Annotated in this window: 10 protein-coding genes and 1 pseudogene; 4 read left to right on the plus strand and 7 right to left on the minus strand. The window is 22.8% G+C overall.

What is annotated here, in order from left to right; translation table 11 throughout:
* Nucleotides 1–92: 92 nt before the first annotated feature.
* Genes trpA through trpD form a run of 4 tightly spaced genes read right to left on the minus strand, consistent with a single transcriptional unit; the run spans nt 93 to nt 4,498 of the window.
* Nucleotides 93–911, minus strand: coding sequence for a tryptophan synthase subunit alpha (trpA, locus tag AB4W62_RS01180; RefSeq protein ID WP_367680120.1), 819 nt, complete (start codon nt 909–911; stop codon nt 93–95).
* On the minus strand, nt 898–2,103 hold the full coding sequence (gene trpB / locus AB4W62_RS01185; RefSeq protein WP_367680135.1) for a tryptophan synthase subunit beta: 1,206 nt from the start codon (nt 2,101–2,103) through the stop codon (nt 898–900). Before trpB ends, trpA begins: the two co-directional genes overlap by 14 nt.
* Nucleotides 2,104–2,125: 22 nt before the next feature.
* A complete protein-coding gene (gene trpCF / locus AB4W62_RS01190; protein WP_367680121.1) occupies nt 2,126–3,496 on the minus strand; it encodes a bifunctional indole-3-glycerol-phosphate synthase TrpC/phosphoribosylanthranilate isomerase TrpF in 1,371 nt (456 codons plus the stop codon).
* 9 nt (nt 3,497–3,505) lie between these two features.
* Complete coding sequence (gene trpD / locus AB4W62_RS01195; protein WP_367680122.1) at nt 3,506–4,498, minus strand: anthranilate phosphoribosyltransferase; 993 nt, start codon at nt 4,496–4,498, stop codon at nt 3,506–3,508.
* Between the two features lie 156 nt (nt 4,499–4,654).
* Between trpD and AB4W62_RS01200 the strand changes: the two genes are divergently transcribed.
* A complete protein-coding gene (locus AB4W62_RS01200) occupies nt 4,655–5,572 on the plus strand; it encodes a DMT family transporter (RefSeq protein ID WP_367680123.1) in 918 nt (305 codons plus the stop codon).
* A gap of 239 nt (nt 5,573–5,811) precedes the next feature.
* Here AB4W62_RS01200 and AB4W62_RS01205 read toward each other — a convergent pair whose 3' ends face one another.
* Nucleotides 5,812–6,591: an inositol monophosphatase family protein gene (locus AB4W62_RS01205; protein WP_367680124.1), complete on the minus strand. Its 780-nt coding sequence runs from the start codon at nt 6,589–6,591 to the stop codon at nt 5,812–5,814.
* Nucleotides 6,592–6,766: 175 nt separating this feature from the next.
* Here AB4W62_RS01205 and rlmN point away from each other — a divergent pair, with 175 nt between their 5' ends.
* From rlmN to glyA, 3 genes are all read left to right on the plus strand, one after another.
* Nucleotides 6,767–7,852 carry a 23S rRNA (adenine(2503)-C(2))-methyltransferase RlmN gene (rlmN, locus tag AB4W62_RS01210; protein ID WP_367680125.1) on the plus strand — a complete coding sequence of 362 codons (1,086 nt, stop codon included), beginning with the start codon at nt 6,767–6,769 and terminating at the stop codon, nt 7,850–7,852.
* A 38-nt stretch (nt 7,853–7,890) separates the two neighbouring features.
* On the plus strand, nt 7,891–9,171 hold the full coding sequence (gene hisS, locus AB4W62_RS01215; protein WP_367680126.1) for a histidine--tRNA ligase: 1,281 nt from the start codon (nt 7,891–7,893) through the stop codon (nt 9,169–9,171).
* 175 nt (nt 9,172–9,346) lie between these two features.
* Complete coding sequence (gene glyA, locus AB4W62_RS01220) at nt 9,347–10,603, plus strand: serine hydroxymethyltransferase (RefSeq protein ID WP_367680127.1); 1,257 nt, start codon at nt 9,347–9,349, stop codon at nt 10,601–10,603.
* Between the two features lie 132 nt (nt 10,604–10,735).
* On the opposite strand, the gene bioD is transcribed toward glyA, so the two are convergent.
* Nucleotides 10,736–11,422 (minus strand): dethiobiotin synthase, encoded by a 687-nt coding sequence (gene bioD / locus AB4W62_RS01225; protein WP_367680128.1) that lies wholly within the window; start codon nt 11,420–11,422, stop codon nt 10,736–10,738.
* Between the two features lie 279 nt (nt 11,423–11,701).
* Nucleotides 11,702–12,625, minus strand: a pseudogene (bioB, locus tag AB4W62_RS01230) (biotin synthase BioB); the annotation flags it as partial.
* Between the last annotated feature and the right edge of the window lie 71 nt (nt 12,626–12,696).

The raw sequence follows: 12,696 nt of genomic DNA on the forward strand, positions 1-12,696 counted from the left end.
TATTATCGTCCTTTACATAAAACTGAATTTCTAAAAATATCTTTTTTTAACTTTCTTATAAATTTTATTTATAAATCTTAATAATTTTTTATTTAGAAATATATATTTTTAGTAGATAGTTTAAGAAACTCTGTTTTTTCCTTAATTTTTGTAATCATTTTTTTTACTTCTTTATGGTACTTTTCTATTATTTTAATTAAAATAGATCCACAGATAACTCCTGATATTCCCATTTTTATAGAATTTTTAATTTCTTTAATTTTATGAATTCCAAATCCCTGTAATAAAGGAATTGAAGAATATCTTTTTAATCTATCTATCATATTTTTATTAAGAGAACAAGATCTCTGATCAATTCCTGTAACTCCGGACCTAGATAAAACATATATATATCCTTTTGCATATAAAGAAATTTTATTTAAAAAAATACTATTTGCATTAGGAGGACAAATAAATATTTGAGATACATTATTTTTTAATGATTCTTTATAAAAAGGAAGAGATTCTTCTATTGGAACATCTGGAATCAAAATGGAGTCTATTCCAACTTCATTACATTTAGCATAAAAATTTGATATTTTATATTTAAAAATAATATTAGCATACGCTAATATTCCTATAGGAATATTAGGATATTTATTTCTAATTATTGATAATAAAGAAAAACAAGATTGGATATTAATTCCTGCTTTAAAAGCTCTTAAATTTGCGTTTTGTACAATTGGACCATCTGCCATAGGATCAGAAAATGGTATTCCAAGTTCTAAAGCATTGGCTCCTTTTTTTATAAGAGCATCCACTATTTTTAAAAAAATATCAAAAGAAGGATCTCCAATTGTTACAAAAGGAACAAACATACCTTCATTTTTTATTTCTTTTTGATAATCGAACATATTCTTATATCTTGACATATTCTTTTCCTTCTTTTAATAAAGAATTATAAACGGTATTAAGGTCTTTATCCCCGCGGCCTGAAAGATTTACAATAAATAATTGTTTCTTATCAGGATTTTCTTTCATTAATTTAATAGCATAAGATAAAGCATGAGCTGATTCTAAAGCAGGAATAATTCCTTCTGTTTTGCAAAGAATATTAAAGGCATTTAAAGCTTCCGAATCTTTTATAGAAACATATTCAGCTCTTCCTATATCTTGTAACCAAGCATGTTCAGGCCCTACGGAAGGAAAGTCTAGTCCTGCAGAAATAGAAGAAGAATTTTGAATTTGCCCTTCTTCATTTTGTAAAATTTTAGATTTCATACCAAAATATATACCTATTTCTCCTAATGCTAAAGATGATCCGTGTTTTTTAGTATGCAGTCCTTCCCCACCTGCTTCTACGCCTATTAAACGAACATTTTTTTCTTTAATAAAATCTGAAAATATACCTATAGCATTAGAACCGCCTCCGATACAAGCGATAACAGCATCAGGTAAACGATTTTCTTTTTCTAAAATTTGTTTTTTACTTTCTTTCCCAATAACTTTTTGAAATTCTTTTACAATACTAGGATAGGGATGAGGTCCAGCAGCTGTTCCAATCATATAATAAGAATATTCATAACTTCCTGACCAATCTCTCAATGCTTCATTGCAAGCATCTTTTAAACTAGAAGAACCGATATTTACAGAAATAACTTTAGCTCCCATTAATTTCATTCTAAATACATTTAATTTTTGTCGATCAATATCTTTTTTCCCCATATAAATTCTACATTTTAATCCTAATAAAGAACAAATCATAGATACAGCTACGCCATGTTGCCCTGCCCCTGTTTCTGCAATAACTTCTTTTTTTTTCATTTTTAAACATAAAATTCCCTGAGCTAATACTTGATTTGTTTTATGAGCTCCTCCATGTAACAAATCTTCTCTTTTAAGATAAATTCGAGTTTTTGTATTTTTAGTTAAGTTTTTGCATAATGTTAAAGGTGTGGGTCTACCAGCATAATTTTTTAATAATTCGGAAAGTTTTTTATTAAACTTTTTTTCTTTTTTGCAATTTAAAAAAATTTTTTCTAAATCGTACAAAGCTGGGACTAAAATTTGAGGAACGTACATTCCTCCAAATTTTCCAAAGTAGGGGTTTAATAGTTTCATTATTTCTTTTTCTTATTTTTATATATTAAGAATGATTTCTTAACATTGTAAATATTAATTTAATTTTTTCATTACTTTTTATTCCAATTTTTTTTTCTACACCAGAATTGAAGTCTAATCCAGAAAATCCTAAATTTGATGCAGACAAACAATTTTTTTTATTAATTCCTCCACTTAAAAATATTTTTTCTTTATCAAAGATTTTATTTTTTATAATAGACCAATCGAATGTTTTACCACTGCCTCCATTTAAGTTATCAAACAAATAAAATTCTATATTTTTTAAATTTAAGGGAGGAATATTTTTTCTGATACTATATGCTTTCCATATAGAAATTTTTCTTGGAATTTTACTTTTTAAAAAAGAAATATATTCTTGATTTTCATTTCCGTGTAGTTGAATAACTTTTAAATTTATTTTTTTTATTATAGATAATATATAATTTATAGAAGAATTTTGAAATACACCAACATAATTAAATTCAATTAAATTTGTTAATATTTTTGCTATTTTAATGGATATTTTTCTTTTAGAAAACGGACAAAAAATTAATCCTCCATAATTAGCTCCAGCTTTTTTTGCTTTCTTAACATCTTCTATATTTGTTAATCCACAAATTTTATTGTTTCCTAAAAGTAATCTTTTAATATCGTAATCTAAATTTTTTGATTTCATTAGAGATGTACCAATTAAAAATCCATTTACTATTCCACTCAATTTTCTTATTTGAGAGTAATTACTAATTCCAGATTCACTAATTACTTTAATATTTTTAGGGACTAACGGAGCTATTTTCTTTGTTTTATTTAAGTCAATTGATAAATTGTTCAAATTTCTATTATTAATTCCAACTACTCTAGCTTTTAAAGCTATAGCTTTTTCTAATTCTTTTTCATTATTTATTTCTGTTAATATTCCCATATTTAATTTATGAGCTATGTTTGAAAGTAAAATATACTGATTACTGTTTAATATAGATAACATTAATAAAATTGCGTCAGCACCATAATATCTCGCTAAATATATTTGATATGGATCAATAAAAAAATCTTTACATAAAATAGGTTGAGGCACTGTATCTCGTACAGCTTTAATATCTTCAAATTTTCCTAAAAAATATTTTTCTTCAGTCAATATAGAAATAGCAGAAGCATATTTTTTATATGTTTTAGAAATTTTTATAATATTAAATTCTTCATTAAGAATTCCCAAAGAAGGAGATTTTTTTTTACATTCTAAAATGTAATTTAGTTTATTCTTTTCTAAAGAAGAATAAAAATTTCTTTCAGACTTTTTTAAGAAATTCTGAAATTCTTTTATTGGTTGTTTTTTTTTTCTATCTTCAATCCAACTAAGTTTATCTAATATTATTTTTTTTAAGATAGAATTAATCATAACTTTCCTTTATTTTGAAAAATTTTTTATAAATTTATAAATTTTACCACTTTTAATACTTTCTAATGCAAAATTAGTATTTTCTTTTAGGTTTTTATGACCAAATAACTTTAATAATAATCCTACATTTGCTGATATTGTTTCATTATAGGCAGGTTTTCCTTTACCTTTTAAAATAGATTTCATAATATCATAGTTTTCTTTTACTGTACCTCCCATTAACATATCCATTGAATATGAGTTCATTCCAAAATCTTTTGGATATAAAGTATAAGATATAATTTTTTCTTTATATAGTTCTATAACTTCAGTTGGATTACATAGAGTTACTTCATCACATTGATTGCTATGTACTAAAATTACATGTTTATATTTTAATGTTTTTAATATTTTACTAATAGGAATTAATAATTTTTTACTGTATACACCGATAATAGCTAATTTAGGTCTAGCTGGATTTAGCAATGGACCAATAATATTTAGAATAGTACTTGTTTTTAATTCTTTCCGAACTGATCTTGAAAATTGAAAACCAGGATGATATTTTGATGCAAGTAAAAAACAAATATTATTTTTTTTAAATAAATATAAAGATTGCTTAACTGTCATTTTTGGATCAATTCCATATGATTTTAGAAAATCTGCAGATCCAGATTGACTTGAAATACTATAATTACAATGTTTTATAATTTTAAAACCGCAATATGCTGCTACAAAAGCACTAATTGTTGAAATATTAATTTTATTTAATTTATCTCCACCAGTACCAACTATATCTGCAAAAACACATGATGGAGTTGGAAAAGGTTTTGAATATTTTAAAAATGCTCGTACAGCTCCTAATATTTCTAAGTCTGTTTCTCCTCTAATTTTCATTGAGATTAAAATTGTTGATAACTGTACAGACGTTAATCTCCCTTTAACAATATTTTTAAATAAAAAATAACTTTCTTTTTCACTTATATTTTTTTTTTCATAAATTTTGTTTAGTATTTTTTTCATTTTTTTATTTTTTTTTAATTCTAATGTTATTATTAGGTAATTAGATCTTTTATTTTTTTATATAAAAATTTTTTTTAAATATATATTTAATTATTTTTTTCTTATACAAAAAATATTTAATTAAGTTTAATTATTATATGAAACAGGAGATTTTTAGTGCAAAAAGTGATAATAATCTCACTATTTATTTTAGTTTCTTTTATTTGGGGTACAACATGGATAGCCATGAAAATAGCGACGAATACCATTCCTCCTTTATTTGCTACCGGATTTCGATTTTTATTGTCATTTCCGTTATTATTAAGTATTGCTTATTTTAAGAAAGCCCCTTTATTTTTTCCTTTAGGTCAAAGAAAATTTCAATTTATAATATCTATTTTTTACTTTCTTTTTCCATTTTCATTAATGCTGTATGCAGGTAGTACGCTGAACTCCGTATTAGCATCAATCATATTTTCAAATATGCCAGTAATTGTTTTAATATCATCTATGATTTTATTAAAAGAAAAAATATATTTTTTAAGAAAATTAGGTATTTTTACATCAATAATATCACTAATTCTTTTAGTAGGAAAAGAGTTATATTTACATCATTTTGATTCTTTAATTGGTATTTTTTCTTTAATATTTGCAATGATTAGTCACGCAATAATTTATGCTTTATGTAAAAAAAAATCTTATCAAATTTCAATTATTACATTTAATACTATGCCTTCTTTTTTTTCTGGAATATTATTAATACTAATATCTTTTTTTATAGAAAATCCTTGCATAAATCAATTTTCTATTATTTCAATAATGGCAGTTTTTTATTTAAGCAGTTTTGTTAGTATCGGTGCAATACTAATGTATTTTTATCTTCAAAAAAGTATTAATAATTTTTATGCATCAATAGTATTTTTAATTGTTCCAATAATTTCAGAGTTTCTAGAGTTTTTTATTTATGGAAAAAATATTTCTTTAAACGAACATTTATTTTTTATTCCTATAATTATAAGTGTATTTTTAACTTTATTACCAGAATCATTTTTTAAAAAAATATTTTTTTATATAAAACATTATTTGTATATATAAAAGGTTATAAAAAGCTTTATGAAAAATATAAAATAAAAAAAATTTAATTATTCTTAAATATACGAAATTTATATTTTTAAAAAATTTTCGTATATTTAAAATAAATTAAATCAATTTAGTTAAAATTTTTTCATAAAATTAATTAATTTAAATTAAAAGATTATAAACAGTGATGTATATACAAATCATATATTTTAAAAAATAAAATATTATTATTGATAATATATCTTATGAACTCATTAAATATTTTTAAAAACTTTTTTCAAACATGAAGAATTTCCTACTAACATTGATTTTTTTTTTAATAAAATATTTTCTTCAAAAAAATTTCTAATTAATCCTCCTGATTCTTGAACTTGTAATATTCCTGCCATATAATTATCCCATGTATTTTCTAAATTAAAATAAAATAATCCATCTAATCTACCACTAGAAAAATACGCAAAATCTAACATCTTAGATCCTGTACATCGAAAATGTATATTTTCAAGTGCAAAATTTTTAAATATTTTTTGATAATAAGTAATATGTTGTTGACTATTAAAAGGTTTATTAATTGCTATAATTATGTTCTTTTGAACATGATCATTATTACATCTTATTCTATAACCATTCAGTTGAGCTCCTCTACCTTGTACAGCTGTAAATAATTCATTTTTTAATGGATCATAAATTACAGAAATTTCTAAACGAAAATTTATTATTACAGCAATTGAAATACAAAAATGAGGTAAATTATTTTTAAAATTTTCTATTCCATTTAAAGGATTAATTATCCATTGTATTTTTTTTTCTTTATTTTTTTTAATTTTTTCATTAATTTTACATATATAATGATCAGGATAAGTTTTAAGAATTATGTTTTTCATTATTTTATAGGAAAAAAAAATAGTTTTTTCTACTTTTTTAAAATGTTCTATTTTATTTTTTAAAAAAATATTTTGATTATCAAAATCATAATTAATAGCATTACCACCTTTTCTAGCTGCCCGAATCGCAATATTTAGTATTGGATGCATGTTGTATTCTTATATATATTATAAATAATATTAATTATATCAGCTAAGTACTTATGTGTCTTTGACATTAATTATTCAATTTTCTTAAAAAAGTATTTTTAAAGATAAATTTAATTACGAACTAATTTTTTAAATTATATAAATTATTTTTTAAATAAAAGAGGATAAAATAAAAGTGAAGTTTAAATTCAATGATATAGCTAATATTAAAGAAATTCCTAAAGTAAATTTATTAAATTTAAATCTTGAAAAAATGCGTGATTTCTTAAAATATATTCAAGAAAAACCTTTTAGAGCAAATCAAATAATGAAATGGATATATCATCATTTTTGTGATGATTTTTCTAAAATGTCTAATATTAGCAAAAAATTAAAAAATAAATTAATTAAATATTCATTTATTAATCCACCTAAATTTATACAAGAAAAAAAATCATTTGATGGAACAATAAAATGGAGTTTTTTAACTAATAAAAAACATGTGGAAACTGTTTACATTCCTGAAAAAAATAGAGCAACTGTTTGTATTTCTTCACAAATTGGATGTCTTTTAAATTGTGACTTTTGTTATACCGGAAAAATGGGATTTCAAAAAAATTTAAAAGTTTTTGAAATTATAGGACAACTATGGAATGTAATAAAATTATTTAATGAAAAAAATAAAATAAAAAAAATAACTAATATTGTTTTTATGGGAATGGGGGAACCTTTATTAAATTTTAAAAATATAGTAATGGCATTAAATATTATTTTACACGATCACGGTTTTAATTTTTCTAAACATAAAGTTACTTTATCTACAGCCGGAATAGTTCCTTTGATAAATAAATTAAACGGTTTAATAGATATTAAGTTAGCTATTTCATTACACGCATCAAATAATAAAATTAGAAATAGATTAATGCCAATTAATAAAAAATATAATATCCAATCAGTATTGGAATCAGCAAATAATTATCTTAAAAATTCTAAAGCTAATAAGGGAAAAATAACAATAGAATATGTTATGCTTGATAAAGTAAATGACTCTTTAAAAAATGCTGAAGAATTAGCTGTAATTTTAAAAAATATTCCTAGCAAAGTCAATTTAATACCTTGGAATTCTTTTCCAGAATCTGTATACAATACTAGTACTGCTAGTAATATTGTTCATTTTTCAAAAATTTTAACTAAAAGAAAAATTTTTAATACTATTAGAAAAAATAGAGGAAAAGATATTTATGCTGCATGTGGACAATTAAATAATAATTTTAAAATATAAAAGTCATTTATAAATTTTACCGAATATAGGAAAAATAAATGAATAATACTATTCAGATTGTAAGAGGTATGCATGATTTAATACCGAATGATGTTGTCAAATGGACCTATATAGAAAATATATTAAAAAAAATATTAATTAATCATTGTTATGATGAAATACGACTGCCTATTATAGAAAAAGAAATACTTTTTAAAAAATCAATAGGTACAATTACTGATGTTGTTGAAAAGGAAATGTATTCTTTTAAAGATAAAAGTGAAAATAAAATTTGCTTACGTCCTGAAGGAACTGCTGGTTGTGTCAGGGCAGTACTAGATCATAGTTTAATATTTAAAAAAAAGCAAAGACTATGGTACATTGGACCAATGTTTAGGTATGAAAGACCTCAGAGAGGAAGATATAGACAATTTTTTCAGTTAGGAGTCGAAGTATTTGGATATTTAGAACCTGAAATTGATTTAGAAATTATTCTACTTAATTTAAATTGGTGGAAAAAATTAAATATAGACGAATATTTAACTTTAGAAATTAATACTATTGGTTCGATAGAAGATAGAATGGTGTATCAAAAAGAATTAATGAAATTTCTTATGAAAAATAAATCAAATTTAGATCAGCAATCTAAGGATAGATTATTTAAAAATCCTTTTAGGATTTTAGATAGCAAAAATAAAAATATCCAAGAATTGCTTTTAAATGGTCCAAAATTATTTAATTTTTTAAATAAAAATTCTATTTTCCGATTTAATTTATTTTGTAAATTATTAGATTTAATAAAGGTTAAATATACTATTAATAATAATTTAGTTAGGGGTCTAGATTATTATAATGACACTGTTTTCGAATGGAAATATAAAGTTTCTAATATGTCACAAAATACAATATGTGCTGGAGGAAGATACGATAATCTTGTAAAAAAAATTGGAAATTATTCTTCTCCGGCAATAGGATGTGCTATAGGTATGGAAAGATTAATATCATTATATTCATTAATATCGAAAAAATCGAATTTTTTTATAAAAAAAAATGATTTATTCATTGCTTTTCTATATCCTAATTTATATTTAGAAAGTCTTAAATTAAGTAGAAAGATAAGAGAAATTTTTACAAATGTAAAAATATTATTGGAAATAACACATTCTATTAAAAAAAAATATTTAAGAAAAGCAAATAAATTAAATTCAAAAATTTTTATTTTTATTACTTCAAAAAATATTAAAAAAAAAACTATATTAACTAAAGATCTTAAAAAAAAAGTTGATTTTAAATTTTCTGAAAGTGAATTGCTTCTTTTTCTAAAAGAAGTGTTTATATAAGTAATATTTTTTTCAGAAAAAATTCTTTATAAATTTTTGAAAATTTATAAAATTCAAAGTTTTTTAAAACTTTAAATTTTAAATTTATATTAAAAATTACATCAGTTATATAAATGATAAAAATATTAATACAATAAAAAAATTATATTATTAATAAAAAAATTTAGGAGATAGAATGTTTCTTCCTCAAAAAAAAATTTCTGAATATGATTCAGAATTATGGAAAGCAATAGAAAAAGAAAAATTTCGTCAAGAACAACACATTGAATTAATAGCATCAGAAAATTATGTTAGCCCGTCTATAATGGAAGCACAAGGAACTTGGTTAACTAATAAATATGCTGAAGGCTATCCTGGTAAAAGATATTATGGAGGATGTAAATATATAGATAAAATTGAAAGTTTGGCTATAAATAGAGCAAAAAAATTATTTGATGCCGATTATGCTAATGTTCAACCACATTCTGGATCTCAAGCTAATTTTTCTGTTTACACTGCTTTGTTAAAACCCGGGGATTGTATTTTAGGAATGTCCTTATCACATGGAGGACATTTAACACATGGAGCGACAGTAAATTTATCTGGAAAATTATATAAAGTTATTTCATATGGATTAAATAAAAATGAAGAAATTGATTATTTTAAAATAGAAAAGTTAGCTAAAAAATATAAACCTAAAATGATTATAGGAGGATTTTCGGCATATTCAGGTATTTGCAATTGGAAAAAAATCCGACTTATTGCTGATCAAATAAATGCCTATTTTGTTGTTGATATGGCACATATTGCTGGCTTAGTGGCAGCAAAACTATATCCTAGTCCTATAAATTATGCGCATGTTGTTACTACAACTACTCATAAAACTTTAGGAGGACCTAGAGGAGGATTAATTTTATCTAAAAATCAAAATGAAAAATTTTATTCTTTATTAAATTCTTCAGTATTTCCTGGAAACCAAGGGGGACCTCTTATACATGTTATAGCAGCTAAAGCAATATCTTTTAAAGAAGCAATGGAACCTTGGTTTATTTTATATCAAAAGGAAATAATAAAAAATTCAAAAGAAATGGTAAATGTTTTTTTAAAAAGAGGATTCCAGATCGTATCTGGAAAAACTGAAAATCATTTATTTTTAATTAATCTATCTAATAAAAAAATTACAGGAAAGGAAGCAGATTTTATCTTAGGAAAAGCTAATATTACTGTAAATAAAAATACTGTTCCTAATGACATAAATGGACCTTTTATCACTTCAGGTATTCGGATAGGTACTCCAGCAATTACTCGGAGAGGATTTAAAACATCTGACGCTGCTCAAGTAGCTAACTGGATCAGTGATATATTAAATAACATAAATGATCAGAATAAAATTCTTGATATAAAGAAACAAGTTTTAAATTTATGTCAAAAATATCCGGTTTATAAAAAATAATTTTTTTTAAAAATTTATTTTTTTATATTATAGGTTATAAATTAAGCTAATTTTCTTTTTTTTAATAAGAAAGTTAGTCTTAATCAAATGTTTAAACCTATTTAAAAAAACATATTTTTTATTAAAAAAAAGTTATTTTTCTGGAAAAATTAAATTAATATTTTTATTATATTTTTCATTTATATTCTTAATATAAGGTATTTCACCTAAAAAAGGAGCCATTATTTTATTTTTTATAAAATTAACATATAAAATAGAATTAAAAAGATTTTTATTAATATGATTTGCTATCCATCCCGAAAGATGAACCCCAGAATTTATAATTTCTCGACTAGTTAAAATAGCATGATTAATACATCCCATTTTTATGCCTACAATTAATATTACACTTAACTTTTCTTTAATAACCCAATCAGAATATAAATAATTCGTTGATATTGGAGTATGCCATCCCCCAGCCCCTTCGACTATGATAAAATCAGCTTTTTTTTTAGATAATCCACTTAAACCTGAAGAAATTTTTTTTAAACTTATATTTTTTTTTTCATTATTTTTAATGAAAAATGATGGAGGATTAAAAAATTCATATGAATAAGGATTAACTTCTTCATATGACAATTTTACAGTACTATACGTTTTCAATAAAATAGCGTCTTTATTTCTTAATCCAAAATTTGTTTTTTTACACCCTGCAGCAATAGGTTTATATCCTGCTGTAAAATAACCTCTTTTTTTTGCAGCTTTTAGTAAAAAAATACTTGCTGTAGTTTTTCCAATATTAGTATCTGTTCCTGTAATAAAGAAAATTTTTTTTTTCATTATGTTTAACCTTAAATAATGATATTTATATTAATAAAAATTTATTTATTTTTAAAATTAAATGAAGTAATTATTCAATATTTTTATAAAAAAATTAAAAATAAAAAATTTTTCTTAAAATATGAATATAATTCTAAAATTGGATAATTTTAGAATTATATTCTATCTATAAATATTTTTTTGTACATTTAAACGATTTTTATTTTTTTTAAATAAAAAATATAATTTTTGATTAATAAAAAAAACTTATTTTTTAACTTAATCTCCAACTTTCATTTTAATTCCTAATTTTTTAAATAAAAAACGATCTTTTTCTTCATCTTTATTTTTAGTTGTTAATAACTTTGATCCATAAAAGATTGAATTTGCACCTGCCATAAAACACATTGTTTGCATTTCATCGCTCATTTCTTCTCTACCTGCAGATAAACGTATAAATGAGTTAGGCATCATTATTCTTGCAACAGCAATAGTTCGAATAAAATCAAATTTGTTAATAATTTTATTATTTTCCATAGGTGTTCCAGGAATTTTAACTAACATATTTATCGGTACACTTTCTGGAGGCTTGGGTAAATTAGACAATTTTATTAATAATTTGATTCTATCTTCTTCAGTTTCACCAAGACCCATAATTCCTCCAGAACAGACTTTCATCCCTGTTTTTCTAACTACATCTATAGTATCTAATCGTTCTTGATAACTTCTTGTGGTTACTACTTGTTTATAAAATTCTTCCGAAGTATCTAAATTATGATTATAAAAATCTAAACCAGCATCAGATAATCTTTTTGCTTGTTCAAATGAAAGCGACCCTAATGTCATGCATGTTTCAATACCTAATTTTTTAACTTGCTTAATAATAGTTTCTAAATAAATCATATCTTTTTCTTTAGGGTTTTTCCAAGCAGCGCCCATACAAAATCTTTCAGCACCAGATTTTTTTGCTTTTTTTGCTGCCTGTAATATATTTTCTATTTTAACTAAATTCTCATTTTTTATATTAGTTTTGTATCGAGAACTTTGAGAGCAATATTTACAATCTTCAGGACAGGTACCGGTTTTTATCGAAAGTAAAGTACTAATTTGAATTTTATTAGGTTCAAAATTTTTTCTATGAACTTTCTGGGCATAAAACATAACGTCTAAAAAAGGCATGTTGAAAAGTTTTTTAGTTTCTAGAATAGACCATGATTTTTTCATATTTAACCTTATAAATATTTTATGGAATTTTTAAAGTAAAAGCTTATAATAAGTATTATACAAAAATTTAT

The organism is Buchnera aphidicola (Mindarus abietinus), from assembly GCF_964059085.1.
Lineage (GTDB): Bacteria > Pseudomonadota > Gammaproteobacteria > Enterobacterales > Enterobacteriaceae > Buchnera_A > Buchnera_A aphidicola_C.